The following is a 12275-nucleotide window of genomic DNA, read 5'->3' as shown; positions in this document are numbered from 1 at the left end:
CGACATGGCTGACGTACTGCTGAAAATCGAAGGCATCACCAAGCGCTTCGGCGGCCTCGTGGCGCTGAACGAAGTGGGCCTCACCATCAACAAGGGTGAAATCTACGGCCTGATCGGCCCGAACGGCGCCGGCAAGACCACGCTGTTCAACGTGCTGACCGGCCTGTACCAGCCGGACGAAGGGACGTTCACCTTCAACGGCCGCGACCTGTTCCGCAAGAAGCCGCATATCGTGGTCGAGGCCGGCATTGCCCGGACCTTCCAGAACATCCGCCTGTTTGGCGAGATGACGGCGCTGGAGAACGTGATGGTCGGCCGCCACGTGCGGACCAGGACCGGTGCACTCGGCGCCGTGCTGCGCGACAAGCGCACCATGGCAGAAGAGAAGGGCATCCGCATGCGGTCGCGCGAGCTGCTGGACTTTGTCGGCATCAGCAAGGTTGCCGGCGAACGGGCTCGCAACCTCAGCTACGGCCACCAGCGCCGGCTGGAGATCGCTCGCGCCCTGGCGACCGACCCGACGCTGCTGGCGCTCGACGAACCGGCCGCCGGCATGAACCCGCGGGAAACCGAGGACCTGCAGGCGCTGATGGAAAAGATCCGCAACAGCGGCGTGACCCTGCTGCTGATCGAACACGACGTCAAGCTGATGATGTCGCTGTGCGACCGTATCGCGGTGCTCGATTACGGCAAGAAGATTGCCGAAGGCCTGCCGGCCGAAGTGAAGAGCAATCCGCGTGTTATCGAAGCCTATCTGGGAGCGGCCCACGCATGAGCCTGTTGGAAGTCAAGAATCTCGAAGTGGCCTATGGCGGCATTCAGGCGGTCAAGGGCATCAACTTTCACATCGACCAGGGAGAGATGGTCACGCTGATCGGGGCGAACGGCGCCGGCAAGACCACCACGCTGAAAACGCTGGTGGGCATGCTGAAGCCGAAGTCCGGCTCGGTGACCTACGACGGACACGATTGCAGCAAGCTGCCGGTCTACGATTTCGTCAAGAAGGGCCTGTCGCTGGTGCCGGAAGGCCGCGGGGTGTTCTCGCGGCTGACGGTGGAGGAAAACCTGCGCATGGGCTCGTTCTATCGCAATGACGAAGCCGAGATCAACAAGGAAATCGACTACGTCTACACGCTGTTCCCGCGCCTGAAAGAGCGCTACAAGCAGCTGGCCGGCACCCTGTCCGGCGGTGAGCAGCAGATGCTGGCCATCGGCCGCGCAATCCTGTCGCGCCCGAAGCTGCTGCTGCTCGACGAGCCGTCGATGGGTCTCGCACCGATCATCGTCCAGCAGATCTTCGACATCATCAAGATGATCTCGTCGCAGGGCGTGACCGTGCTGCTGGTCGAACAGAACGCCAAACTGGCGCTGGAAGCCTCGAACCGCGGCTACGTGATGGAGTCCGGCAAGATCACCATGGCCGGCGATTCGCGCGAGCTGCTCGACAGCGACGCGGTCAAGAAAGCCTACCTGGGCGAATAAGCGCATTACGGCGTTGGATCAGGGTCGTCCGGTCGGGAAGCCGGGTGGCCCTTTTTTTCGCGCTGGCCCCGCCTGCCGCTGTCTCTCCCGCACCACGTTTTCCGGTTGCTGGCCGGATGGTGGGGAAGGGCGTGACATGTCTGCATATCAAGGCCGGCAGGGCTGCGGCTTTCCTGCTGCCTGCCCGGGGTTCTGCTGCTTCCTGCCGCGTGCAGGACGATCGAGGTACCCATGCGCCAGGTTCTCTGGTGTTGCAGATTGCCCGGGCAGCCTGCGCAGTTTCTGGTGCTGCTGTTGTTGTGTGTCCAGCGTGGCCGCGCGCGACAGCCGGCCGTTTTCACGCTAGCGTGACGGGGTCCGACGCCATGGTGGCCGTCGGTGCCTGGCCGGGAGCCCCGTACGCATGTTCATTCCGCTGTCGTTCAAGGACGTCATCAACCGCTTCGTCGACAATCTGGTCGACCACTATGGCGACACGCTGCGCGCGCTGAGCGAGTCGGTGCTGAGCGGGGTGCTGCTGCCGCTGGAGAGTGCGCTGCGCGCCTTGCCGCCGTGGCTGGTGCTGCTGGCGATGGGGCTGCTGGGCTGGCATGCGACCCGCCGCCTGCGGCAGGGGGTGCTGCTGGCCGGGCTGCTGTACCTGATCGGCTGTCTCGGCCTGTGGGACCCGCTAATGCAGACCTTTGCGCTGATGCTGGTGGCGATGACCCTGACCGTGCTGCTCGGCGTGCCGGCCGGCATTCTGATGGCACGCTACGAGGGCGTGCGTCGCGTACTGCAGCCGCTGCTCGACATCATGCAGACCCTGCCGACCTTCGTGTACCTGATCCCGGTGCTGATGCTGTTCGGACTCGGCAAGGTGCCGGCGATTTTCGCTACCGTGGTCTACGCGCTGCCGCCGCTGATCCGCCTGACCGACCTCGGCATCCGCCAGGTCGATCATGATGTGGCCGAGGCGGCATGGTCGTTCGGGCCGACGCGGCTGCAACTGCTGCTGGGGGTGCAGCTGCCGCTGGCGCTGCCGTCGATCATGGCCGGCATCAACCAGTCGATCATGATGGCGCTGTCGATGGTGGTGATTGCCTCGATGATCGGTGCGCGCGGGCTGGGCGAGGATGTGCTGATCGGCATCCAGACGCTGGACTTCGGCCGCGGGCTGCAGGCCGGTGCAGCCATTGTCATTCTGGCGATCGTGCTCGACCGCATCGGTCAGGGCTACGGCGGGCGGCGGGTGCCGCCGTGCCGCTGAGCGTCGTTCAGTACGCGGCCGGCGTCGGCTGCGCGTCGGCCGGCCAGGCGTTCTCGAACAGTACGCTGTCGAGCGGCAGCCGTTCGCCAAAGCCGGCATCCTCGAACATCGGCCGCGGATAGAACGCCTCGACGTCGCCCAGGCACAGCACGGCGATCGGCCGGGCGCCGGCCGGCAGTGCCAGCCGCTGCGCCAGCTCGTCCGGATCGAAGAATGACACCCAGCCCATGCCGACGCCTTCGGCCCGTGCCGCCAGCCACAGGTTCTGGATTGCACAGGCGGCCGAGGCGAGGTCCATTTCCGGCAGCGTGCGGCGGCCGATGACGTGCGCGCCGGTGTCGGGCATCAGCACGGTGACCAGCAGTTCGCTGCATTCGCGAATGCCTTCGATCTTCAGCGACAGGAATTCGGCCTGCCGCGATGACAGCGTTGCTGCCGTGCGCAGGCGTTCGCGCTCGACCAGGGCAAAGATGTCGGCGCGCAGGGCGGCGTCGGTAATGCGGATAAAGCGCCACGGTTGCATGTAGCCGACCGATGGCGCGAGGTGGGCCGCGCCGACCAGCCGCTCGAGCACGTCGGTCGCCAGCGGCCTGCCATTGAAATGGCGCATGTCGCGTCGTTCGCGCATGGCGCGGTAGATCGCGTCGCGCTGGTCGTCCGGATAGCGGTGGGGCAGGTCGGTGTCGGTCATCGGTGTCGGAAAAAGCTCAGTTTGCAGCCGTGTACTTCGACGCCAGCAGGCGGAAGGTCGGCAGGAATTCGGCAGGCACATATGGCTTGAACAGTGCCAGCACCTGGCAGACGCCGCGGTTGCCGGCCGCCTCGCTGATCGGTTCCTTCGGCCGTGATGCCTGCTCGAATGCGAACCAGAATTTTGCCACCAGCCAGACATTGGTGACCATCGGCCGGATGTCTTCCTCGTCGATGCGGAACAGGCCGATCTCGGCGAAGCGGTGAAACAGCGCGTTCAGCCGTTCTTCCAGATCGGTATGGATGAAATGGTGGTACTCGGCCTGCATCTGCGGATTGCGGGCCAGCAGGCCGGGCAGGTCGTAGAACATGAAGCGGAACTGCCACATCGCCTGGAACACGGTATCGAAATAGCGTTCCATGTCATCGACCTTGATGTCGCGGTCGGCCGGGGCGGCCAGCCTCTCGGTCAGGAAGTGTTTGTACTGCAGGAAAATCTGGTAAACGATCTCTTCCTTGTTGCGGAAGTGGTAGTACAGATTGCCCGGGCTGATGCCGAGATGAGCCGCGATGTGGTTGGTGGTAATGGTGCGCTCGCCATGTTCATTGAACAGGGCCAGGCTCTCCGAGACGATGCGATCGTAGGTTTTTATGGCCGGTCTTTTGCTCATGACGGCTCCTTGATGAACGGGCCCGCCGGCGGTCGCGGGCAGGGAAGTCAGGATGGCTGCCGCGGCGCATCCTGCTCGCTGTCGCCATGGCCGAAGAAATCGGCGACGAAGCGGTGCAGGATGGCCTGCTCGACGCGTTGCTTCTGGGCGCGTGGCACGGCAATGCGCAGATTCAGGCGCAGGGTTTTCTCATCGGCAATATTGATCGACACGCGCGGATCGACCGACGGCGTATCGATCAGGCTGAGCGCTTCGATGGCCGCCATGTGACGGTGGGCATCGGCCAGGTACGGCGCGCAGATTTCCTGCGCTGCCGCCAGCAGCAGCTTTTCGGCCTTCAGCACGTCAGCCTGGACATTCAGCGGCACCGTGATCACGTGGACCAGATAGTCGCCGGTGTAGTCTTCGCGGGTGACGGCCTGCGTCAGCAGCAGGCTGTTCGGAAAAGTGATGGCACGGCCGGTCTGCTGGTGGGCATCGTGACGCGGGCCGATCTCCAGAATGGTGGTGCCGAACAGGTTGATGTCGATGACCCGGCCGCGGTAGTTGCCGATCTCGATCCGGTCGCCGATGTTGTAGCCCTTGCTCATCGCGCGCAGGAAGCTGCCGGAAAAGCACATGATCAGCTCTTTCAGCGACAGCGCCAGCGCGGCGGCAATGGCCACCATCGACACCGCGAGGGTCTGCAGCTCGGCCGACCAGATCACCACCAGTCCGAGCAGGCCGAAAATGATCAGCCCGTTGCGGATATTGACCGACCAGCGACGGCGCCATTCCAGGCTCAGGTGCGGCCGGCCGGCCAGCGTGCGCGCGGCAATCACGCGCAGCATCACCAGCACGGCCACCAGCAGTGCCGAACGGATCAGGTCGAAGGCCCAGACCTGCGGCAGGTTCCTGAGCCAGTCCAGCGCCGTCTCCAGCATCAGGATAACTTGACCGCGTGTTCGCGGGTTTCGTGGAACACGATGTCAGGCCAGCGTTCGCGGGTCAGTTCCAGGTTCACGCGGTTCGGCGCCAGGTAGCTGAGGCTGCCGGCGGCGTCGATGGCCAGGTTGTGGACCGTGGCCTTCTGGAACTCGGCGAACTTGGCCCGGTCGTCGCAGCTGACCCAGCGGGCAGTCCAGATCGCGCAGTTCTCGAAGATGGCTTCGACGCCGTATTCGGTCAGCAGGCGATGGGCGACCACCTCGAACTGCAGCACGCCGACCGCGCCCAGGATCAGGTCGGCGCCGTTTTCCGGCTTGAACACCTGGACCGCGCCTTCCTCGCCAAGCTGCTGCAGGCCTTTCTGCAACTGCTTGATCTTCAGCGGGTTGCGGATGCGGACCGCCTTGAAGATTTCCGGGGCGAAGAACGGAATGCCGGTGAAGGCGAGCTGTTCGCCTTCGCTGAACGAGTCGCCGATCTGGATATTGCCGTGGTTCGGAATGCCGATGATGTCGCCGGCAAAGGCCTCCTCGACGATTTCGCGGTCGTGGGCCATGAAGGTCACCACCGACGTTGCCGCCACATCGCGGCCCAGACGCAGGTGCTTCATCTTCATGCCGCGCTCGTACTTGCCCGAGCACACGCGCAGGAAGGCGATGCGGTCGCGGTGCTTCGGATCCATATTGGCCTGGATCTTGAACACGAAACCGGAGAACTTGTCCTCGCCCGGCTCGACGTCACGCACGGTGGCGTGGCGCGGACGCGGCGACGGTGCCCAGTCAATCAGCGCATCGAGGATTTCCTTGACGCCGAAATTGTTGATGGCCGAGCCGAAGAACACCGGCGTGAGTTCGCCGGAGAGGAAGGCGTCGAGGTCGAACTCGTTGCTGGCGGCCTTGACCAGTTCGATCTCGTTGCGCAGCTGTTCGATCTCGAGCGGGAACAGGGCGTCGAGGCGCGGATTGTCGATGCCGTCGATGATGTCGAATTCGTGCGGCAGGCGGGTGCCGCCGGCATCGAACAGCAACACCTGGTCGTTCAGCAGGTGGTAGACGCCACGGAAGGTCTTGCCCATGCCGATCGGCCAGGTAATTGGCGCACAGCGGATCTCGAGCACGTTCTCCACTTCATCGAGCAGTTCGAGCGAGTCGCGGACTTCCCGGTCGTACTTGTTCATGAAAGTGACGATCGGCGTCGCACGCAGGCGGCAGACGTTCAGCAGCTTGATGGTTTGCGCTTCCACACCCTTGGCGGCATCGATGACCATCAGCGCGCTGTCGACGGCAGTCAGCACCCGGTAGGTATCTTCGGAGAAGTCCTGGTGGCCCGGGGTGTCGAGCAGGTTGACGACATTGTCGAAGTAGTCGAACTGCATGACCGAGCTGGCGACGGAAATGCCGCGCTGCTTTTCGATTTCCATCCAGTCCGACGTGGCGAACTTGCCGCCCTTCTTGCCCTTGACGGTGCCGGCCTGCTGGATGGCGCCCGAGAACAGCAACAGCTTCTCGGTCAACGTCGTTTTACCGGCGTCGGGGTGGGAGATGATGGCGAAGGTGCGGCGGCGCGCGGCTTCGCGAACGGTTATGTCTGACATGGAGTGAGGAAAATGGCCGAAAAAACAGTGAATTCTAGCGGAAATCGACCCCGACAAGTAGCCCGCTGTCCACCCATCCGGCTTTGATGCCGGCTGCGGGTCGGCATCCCCGCCGCGGACGGGTAGAATCGGAGCGTCCGGATGTCCCGTGCCTGTGAACACGGGCGTCGTTTTCCTCTCTCCAGAATGGTCCCGCCATGTTTACCGGAATCGTACAAGGGGTCGCCGAAATCGTGCGCATCGAGCGCCGGGCGGCCTTTCAGACCCGCGTCGTCCGCCTGCCTGCGGACTTGCTGCCGGGTCTCGCCATCGGCGCCTCGGTCGCGCACAACGGCTGCTGTCTGACCGTCACCGCGATCGACGGCGATCAGGTGTCGTTCGACCTGATGCAGGAAACCCTGCGCGTCACCAACCTCGGTGATCTCGGTGAAGGCGACCGGGTGAATGTCGAGCGTGCCGCGCGCTTCGGCGACGAAATCGGCGGCCACGCGATGAGCGGCCACGTGATGTGCACCGCCGAGGTCGTCGACGTGATCGATACCCCGGACAACCGCACCGTCTGGTTCCGGCTGCCGGCGACCTGGATGCGCTTCATCCTCAACAAGGGTTATGTCGGCGTCGACGGTTGCAGCCTGACCGTTGGTGACGTGCGCGAAGACGGCTTCTGCGTGCACCTGATTCCGGAAACGCTGACGCGAACCAACCTCGGCTGGCGCCGGGTCGGCGAGCGGATCAACATCGAGGTCGACCCGCAGACCCAGGCCATTGTGGAAACGGTCGAACGGGTACTGGCGCAGCGCGGTCTGGCGGCATGATCGTTGCCGCGTCGTGGAGCGGCGGCAAGGATTCGGCTCTGGCGCTGTGGCGCGCCATCGCCGCCGGCGCCCGCCCGCTGGCGCTGCTGAACATGTCCGACGAGAGCGGGCAGCGCAGCCGTTCGCATGGCCTGCGCCCCGAAGTGCTGGCGGCACAGGCCGACAGCCTCGGCATCGAGCTGCTGACCGGCCAGGCCAGCTGGGCCGACTACGAACAGGTGTTTGTCGGTGCACTGCACGGCCTGCGCGCACGCGGCGTCGAGCAGGTGGTATTTGGTGACATCGATCTTGACGCGCACCGTTTCTGGGAGGAAAAGGTCTGTGTCCGCGCCGGCCTGCAGGCCTGGTTGCCGCTGTGGCAGGCATCGCGCCGTTCGCTGGTCGACGAGATGATCGGTGCGGGCTTTGTCGCCCGGCTGAGCACCGTGCGCGAGGATGCCTTGCCGGCATCGTTCCTCGGCCGTACCCTCGATGCCGACTGCGTGACCGAACTGGAAGCGCTGGGCGTCGACCCGTGCGGCGAGGGCGGCGAGTTCCATACCGTAGTGGTCGACGGCCCGTTGTTCCGGCAGCCGCTGACCTTGCAAACCGGCGACATCCACCGCCATGGTGGCTGCGCCTTCATCGATTTTTATCCACGCTGACGGCCTGCGCCGTCGGCGGAGCCGACTTCCATGACCATTTCCCCGATTCAAGACATCATCGCCGACATCAAGGCCGGCAAGCAGGTCATCGTCATCGATGACGAAGACCGCGAAAACGAGGGCGACCTGATCCTTGCCGCCGATTTCGTCAACGCCGAGCAGATCAACTTCATGGCCAAGCACGCGCGCGGCCTGATCTGCCTGACGCTGACCGAAGACCGTTGCACGCAGCTGAACCTGCCGCTGATGGTCGCCAACAACGGCTCGTCGCACGGCACCAACTTCACGCTGTCGATCGAGGCCGCCGACGGCGTGACTACCGGCATTTCCGCCGCCGACCGTGCCCGCACCGTGCAGGCTGCCGTCGCGCGTGACGCCAGGCCGGCCGATATCGTCCAGCCGGGCCACATCTTCCCGCTGAAGGCCAAGAACGGCGGCGTGCTGGTGCGCGCCGGCCATACCGAGGCCGGCTGCGACCTCGCCGCGCTGGCCGGACTGACGCCGGCCGCCGTGATCTGCGAAGTCATGAATGACGACGGCACCATGGCCCGCCTGCCGGAACTGCTCGAGTTCGCCGAGAAGCACGGACTGAAGGTCGGCACCATTGCCGACCTGATCGCCCACCGCAGCCAGACCGAAAGCCTGATCGAACATGTGGCCGAGCGCGACCTGGACACGCCGTACGGCCAGGTCCGGCTGCATGCGTTCCGCGATGCGACCAGCGGCGCGACCCATCTGGCGCTGGTCAAGGGCCGGATCGATGCCAGCCGCGACACGCCGGTGCGCGTGCACGAACCGCTGTCGGTCATCGACTGGATGGATTCGGCATGCGATTCGCACAGCTGGCCGATTCCGCGCGTGATGCGCGCTTTCGACGAGGCCGGCTCCGGCGTGCTGATCCTGCTGCATCGTGACGAGGACGGGCAGACGCTGCTGGCGCGTGCCTTCCCCGGTGTCGTCGATGCACCGGAACGCAAGTGGGACCCGAAAATCTACGGCATCGGCGCACAGATCCTGCGTCGCCTCGGTGTCGGCAAGATGAAGCTGATGTCCAAGCCGGCCAAGCTGCCGAGCATGACCGGCTTCTCGCTGGAAGTGACCGGTTATCTGCTGCCGGACGACGACACCCGGGGCTGAAACCGGCCGGGCGGCATCAGCCATTTTGGATCACGGCTCGCCAAGGCCGGGTATCCGCTTTAAAATGCCGCCCTTTCCCAGGTGTGTTTCCTTCCGCCTTTTCATCCATCACGGGGAGTCGCCATGCGCGCTGACGTTGTGAATATCGAACCGAATCTGAACGGTGAAGGGCTGCGAGTCGGTGTGGTCATGGCCCGCTTCAATCTGCCGGTCTGCGAAGGCCTGCGCGATGCCTGCCTGGAAGAGCTGGGCATCCTGGGGGTGCAAGCGGATGACATCACCTTCGTCACCGTGCCCGGCGCGCTGGAAATTCCGCTGGCCCTGCAGGCGATGGCACAGAACGAAGACGACGCCTACGACGCGCTGATTGCGCTCGGCGCAGTCATTCGCGGCGAGACCTATCACTTCGAGCTGGTGTCCAACGAAGCAGGCTCGGCATTGACCCGGGTCGGGCTGGATTTCGACATTCCGGTCGCCAACGGCGTACTGACCTGCGATACCGATGAACAGGCCGAGGCGCGCATGGATGAAAAGGGCCGCGACTGCGCACGTTGCGCGGTGGAAATGGCCAATCTCCAGAAAGCGTTTTACGACTGATGAAAACTGCACGACGACGTGCCCGCGAATTCGCGGTGCAAGGGATTTACCAGTGGCAACTGAACCAGTTGACCGCTGCATCCATCGAAAAGAACCTGCGCGAGAACGAATACTTCGTCAAGGCTGACGAGAACCTGTTCCGCGCACTGCTGTTCGGTGTGCTGAACGAGGCCCCGGTGCTGGACGAGGCGCTGTCGAAGCATTTCGAACGCGCCCCGGAGGAAGTCAATCCGGTCGAGCGCGCGGTGCTGCTGGTGGCGGCGCTGGAACTGCTGCGCCATCCGGATACCCCGCTGGCCGTCATCATCAATGAAGCCATCGAGCTGGCGAAGACCTTCGGCGGCGCCGAAGGCCATCGCTTCGTCAATGGCGTGCTGGACAAGTTCGCTGCCGAAGCGCGTCCTGACGAATGTGCCGCCGTGCGTGCCAACCGTCGCGGCAAGCGCCCGGCACCGGCACCGGCCGATGACGAGCCGTCGACCGACGCCGAGTAAGCGTTCCGGCCGATTCGCCATGCACCCGCCTCGCGCGGGTGTTTTTTCGTTTTCATGCTGTTGACGTAGGCGCTTCGATGAACGAATTCGCGATGATTCGCCGCTATTTCACCCGACCGGCCCGGCGGGCGCGGCTGGGGGTCGGCGACGATGCCGCCGTGCTGGTGCCGACGCCGGGCACTGAATTGCTGGTCTCGACCGATCTGCTGGTTGCCGGTCGCCACTTCTTTGCCGATGTCGATCCGGCCGCACTGGGTCACAAGACGCTGGCAGTCAATCTGTCGGACATCGCCGCCATGGGCGGCGAACCGGTGTGGGCCGTGCTCGGTGCGGCCTTGCCGACGCTGGACGAGGCGTGGATCGCAGCGTTCTGCGACGGGCTGTTTGCGCTGGCCGAGCGGACCGGTGTCGATATCGTCGGCGGGGATACCACCTGCGGCCCGCTGACCCTGTCGGTGACCATCGGTGGCGAAGTGCCGGCCGGCCAGGCGATCCGCCGTGATGGCGCCCGGCCGGGCGACGAGATCTGGGTCAGTGGCCAACTGGGACTGGCGGCAGCCGCCCTGGCCCATCTGTCGGGCGAGGCCAGGCTGTCCGCGCCGTTGCTGGCCGAATGCCGCAAGCGGCTGGAATGGCCGGAGCCGCGGATCGGGCTCGGCATGGCACTGCGCGGCATCGCCAGTGCCATGCTCGACATTTCTGATGGCTTTGCCGGCGACCTTGGTCATATTCTCGAACGCTCTGCAGTCGGGGCGACGGTCGATATCGATGCACTGCCGACCGATGACCGGCTTGAGCGGGCCATCTGGCGCGATGCCATCGCCGCTGGCGGCGACGACTACGAACTGTGTTTTACTGCGCCGCCAGCGCAGGCTGCTGCCGTGCGTGCCGCCGCCGCACGCGCCGGCGTTGATGTGACCCGGGTCGGGGTGATCGACGCGGCTCCCGGCCTGCGCCTGCTTGATGCGCAACAGCGACCGGTCCATTTGAAAAGGAATGGCTTTGACCACTTCGCATAGCGCCAGCTGGCGCTTTATCCGCCAGCGCAGCTACCGCTTCATTGCCTTCGGTTTCGGGGCGGGTCTGGCGCGCCGCGCACCGGGTACCTGGGGGACGCTGGTCGCCTGTCCGATCATGGCCGTGCTGCTGGTGGCGGGGCTGTCCGACCTGCTGATCGCCTGGCTGTGCGTGCCGCTGTTTGCCTATGGCTGCTATGCCTGCGGCCGCACCTGCCGCGATCTGGGGGTCGACGATTATGGTGGCGTGGTCTGGGATGAAATCGTGTCGATGATGCTGGTGCTGGCCTTTGCCCCGAATACGGTGGGTGGCTGGATTGCGGCGTTTCTGCTGTTCCGCCTGTTCGATATTTTCAAACCCTGGCCGATCCGCTGGATCGATTCGCGGGTGGGTGGTGGCCTGGGGGTGATGCTGGACGACGTGCTGGCCGCGGTTTTTGCCATTGTCGGGCTGGAAATGCTGGCCTGGCTCGGTGTGCTGACCCAGCCGGCCGGCATGCTGCGGCTGATTTAAACGGGCGTATGAAAACGGGCGGTGGCGTGTTACATTTCAGTGTCATGACCACCGAAATCGCAGGAGAAGCGCCGATGTCGACCGAACTGAGCACCCGTTTCCAGCAGGCGCAAGCCGACGTGCAATCGCTGTCCGAACGCCCGGACAATGCGACGATGCTGGAACTGTACGCCCTGTACAAGCAGGCATCGGCCGGCGATGCCACCGGCGAGCGGCCGGGCATGATGGACTTCATCAACCGGATGAAATTCGACGCCTGGGACAAGCTGAAGGGCACGCCGACTGACGGCGCGATGGCGCAGTACATTGCGCTGGTCGATCGTCTGCTGGGCCGCTGAGCCGTTTTTGCGGCTGCGACGTCACCCCGGATTCAGTAGCACTCAGCTTTAGAGCCCGGTGGTTAATGTAGCCGGTTTTCCGGCTAACTGCTTCGCATAGGCTGACG

The 12275-nt window shown here is 64.6% G+C and carries 15 protein-coding genes; 11 read left to right on the top strand and 4 right to left on the bottom strand.

The window, feature by feature from the left end; translation table 11 throughout:
• The first annotated feature begins 4 nt into the window (after positions 1-4).
• From Q352_RS0113985 to Q352_RS0113975, 3 genes are all read left to right on the top strand, one after another.
• Entirely contained in the window at positions 5-775 is a 771-nt protein-coding gene (locus tag Q352_RS0113985; protein ID WP_028499880.1) for an ABC transporter ATP-binding protein, read from the top strand.
• Complete coding sequence (locus Q352_RS0113980; protein WP_028499879.1) at positions 772-1482, top strand: ABC transporter ATP-binding protein; 711 nt, start codon at positions 772-774, stop codon at positions 1480-1482. The genes Q352_RS0113985 and Q352_RS0113980 overlap by 4 nt, the downstream gene beginning before the upstream one ends.
• Before the next feature lie 403 nt (positions 1483-1885).
• Entirely contained in the window at positions 1886-2731 is an 846-nt protein-coding gene (locus Q352_RS0113975) for an ABC transporter permease (RefSeq protein ID WP_028499878.1), read from the top strand.
• A gap of 7 nt (positions 2732-2738) precedes the next feature.
• Here Q352_RS0113975 and bluB read toward each other — a convergent pair whose 3' ends face one another.
• Genes bluB through Q352_RS0113955 form a run of 4 tightly spaced genes read right to left on the bottom strand, consistent with a single transcriptional unit; the run spans position 2739 to position 6613 of the window.
• A complete protein-coding gene (bluB, locus tag Q352_RS0113970; RefSeq protein WP_028499877.1) occupies positions 2739-3422 on the bottom strand; it encodes a 5,6-dimethylbenzimidazole synthase in 684 nt (227 codons plus the stop codon).
• A 16-nt stretch (positions 3423-3438) separates the two neighbouring features.
• A complete protein-coding gene (locus Q352_RS0113965) occupies positions 3439-4092 on the bottom strand; it encodes a TetR/AcrR family transcriptional regulator (RefSeq protein WP_028499876.1) in 654 nt (217 codons plus the stop codon).
• Between the two features lie 47 nt (positions 4093-4139).
• On the bottom strand, positions 4140-5015 hold the full coding sequence (locus Q352_RS21225; protein WP_084300205.1) for a mechanosensitive ion channel domain-containing protein: 876 nt from the start codon (positions 5013-5015) through the stop codon (positions 4140-4142).
• The gene (locus Q352_RS0113955; RefSeq protein ID WP_028499875.1) at positions 5015-6613 is read right to left on the bottom strand and encodes a peptide chain release factor 3; all 1599 of its coding nucleotides are present in this window, start codon (positions 6611-6613) and stop codon (positions 5015-5017) included. The genes Q352_RS21225 and Q352_RS0113955 overlap by 1 nt, the downstream gene beginning before the upstream one ends.
• Positions 6614-6810: 197 nt before the next feature.
• Here Q352_RS0113955 and Q352_RS0113950 point away from each other — a divergent pair, with 197 nt between their 5' ends.
• The 8 genes from Q352_RS0113950 to Q352_RS0113915 all read left to right on the top strand — a co-directional run bounded on the left by Q352_RS0113950 (position 6811) and on the right by Q352_RS0113915 (position 12168).
• Positions 6811-7428, top strand: coding sequence for a riboflavin synthase (locus Q352_RS0113950; RefSeq protein WP_028499874.1), 618 nt, complete (start codon positions 6811-6813; stop codon positions 7426-7428).
• Entirely contained in the window at positions 7425-8072 is a 648-nt protein-coding gene (locus Q352_RS0113945) for a Dph6-related ATP pyrophosphatase (RefSeq protein WP_028499873.1), read from the top strand. Before Q352_RS0113950 ends, Q352_RS0113945 begins: the two co-directional genes overlap by 4 nt.
• 30 nt (positions 8073-8102) lie before the next feature.
• The gene (gene ribBA / locus Q352_RS0113940; protein WP_028499872.1) at positions 8103-9209 is read left to right on the top strand and encodes a bifunctional 3,4-dihydroxy-2-butanone-4-phosphate synthase/GTP cyclohydrolase II; all 1107 of its coding nucleotides are present in this window, start codon (positions 8103-8105) and stop codon (positions 9207-9209) included.
• A gap of 123 nt (positions 9210-9332) precedes the next feature.
• Positions 9333-9806 carry a 6,7-dimethyl-8-ribityllumazine synthase gene (ribH, locus tag Q352_RS0113935; protein WP_028499871.1) on the top strand — a complete coding sequence of 158 codons (474 nt, stop codon included), beginning with the start codon at positions 9333-9335 and terminating at the stop codon, positions 9804-9806.
• Entirely contained in the window at positions 9806-10300 is a 495-nt protein-coding gene (gene nusB / locus Q352_RS0113930) for a transcription antitermination factor NusB (protein ID WP_028499870.1), read from the top strand. The genes ribH and nusB overlap by 1 nt, the downstream gene beginning before the upstream one ends.
• 77 nt (positions 10301-10377) lie before the next feature.
• Positions 10378-11319, top strand: coding sequence for a thiamine-phosphate kinase (gene thiL / locus Q352_RS0113925; RefSeq protein WP_028499869.1), 942 nt, complete (start codon positions 10378-10380; stop codon positions 11317-11319).
• Entirely contained in the window at positions 11297-11830 is a 534-nt protein-coding gene (locus tag Q352_RS0113920; protein ID WP_036386438.1) for a phosphatidylglycerophosphatase A family protein, read from the top strand. Before thiL ends, Q352_RS0113920 begins: the two co-directional genes overlap by 23 nt.
• 74 nt (positions 11831-11904) lie before the next feature.
• A complete protein-coding gene (locus Q352_RS0113915) occupies positions 11905-12168 on the top strand; it encodes an acyl-CoA-binding protein (protein ID WP_028499867.1) in 264 nt (87 codons plus the stop codon).
• Positions 12169-12275: the final 107 nt, after the last annotated feature.

Source organism: Microvirgula aerodenitrificans DSM 15089, assembly GCF_000620105.1.
GTDB classification, from domain to species: Bacteria; Pseudomonadota; Gammaproteobacteria; order Burkholderiales; family Aquaspirillaceae; genus Microvirgula; species Microvirgula aerodenitrificans.
This window is presented reverse-complemented; position numbering and strand designations above follow the sequence as displayed.

Excerpts from the sequence above, each read along its gene's own strand:
- Q352_RS0113920 (WP_036386438.1), top strand. The coding sequence starts at position 11,297 with ATGGCTTTGACCACTTCGCATAGCGCCAGCTGGCGCTTTATCCGCCAG.
- Q352_RS0113975 (WP_028499878.1), top strand. The coding sequence starts at position 1,886 with ATGTTCATTCCGCTGTCGTTCAAGGACGTCATCAACCGCTTCGTCGAC.
- ribBA (WP_028499872.1), top strand. The coding sequence starts at position 8,103 with ATGACCATTTCCCCGATTCAAGACATCATCGCCGACATCAAGGCCGGC.
- Q352_RS0113955 (WP_028499875.1), bottom strand. The coding sequence starts at position 6,613 with ATGTCAGACATAACCGTTCGCGAAGCCGCGCGCCGCCGCACCTTCGCC.
- bluB (WP_028499877.1), bottom strand. The coding sequence starts at position 3,422 with ATGACCGACACCGACCTGCCCCACCGCTATCCGGACGACCAGCGCGAC.
- thiL (WP_028499869.1), top strand. The coding sequence starts at position 10,378 with ATGAACGAATTCGCGATGATTCGCCGCTATTTCACCCGACCGGCCCGG.
- Q352_RS0113965 (WP_028499876.1), bottom strand. The coding sequence starts at position 4,092 with ATGAGCAAAAGACCGGCCATAAAAACCTACGATCGCATCGTCTCGGAG.
- Q352_RS0113915 (WP_028499867.1), top strand. The coding sequence starts at position 11,905 with ATGTCGACCGAACTGAGCACCCGTTTCCAGCAGGCGCAAGCCGACGTG.
- Q352_RS0113980 (WP_028499879.1), top strand. The coding sequence starts at position 772 with ATGAGCCTGTTGGAAGTCAAGAATCTCGAAGTGGCCTATGGCGGCATT.
- Q352_RS21225 (WP_084300205.1), bottom strand. The coding sequence starts at position 5,015 with ATGCTGGAGACGGCGCTGGACTGGCTCAGGAACCTGCCGCAGGTCTGG.
- Q352_RS0113945 (WP_028499873.1), top strand. The coding sequence starts at position 7,425 with ATGATCGTTGCCGCGTCGTGGAGCGGCGGCAAGGATTCGGCTCTGGCG.
- Q352_RS0113950 (WP_028499874.1), top strand. The coding sequence starts at position 6,811 with ATGTTTACCGGAATCGTACAAGGGGTCGCCGAAATCGTGCGCATCGAG.
- Q352_RS0113985 (WP_028499880.1), top strand. The coding sequence starts at position 5 with ATGGCTGACGTACTGCTGAAAATCGAAGGCATCACCAAGCGCTTCGGC.
- nusB (WP_028499870.1), top strand. The coding sequence starts at position 9,806 with ATGAAAACTGCACGACGACGTGCCCGCGAATTCGCGGTGCAAGGGATT.
- ribH (WP_028499871.1), top strand. The coding sequence starts at position 9,333 with ATGCGCGCTGACGTTGTGAATATCGAACCGAATCTGAACGGTGAAGGG.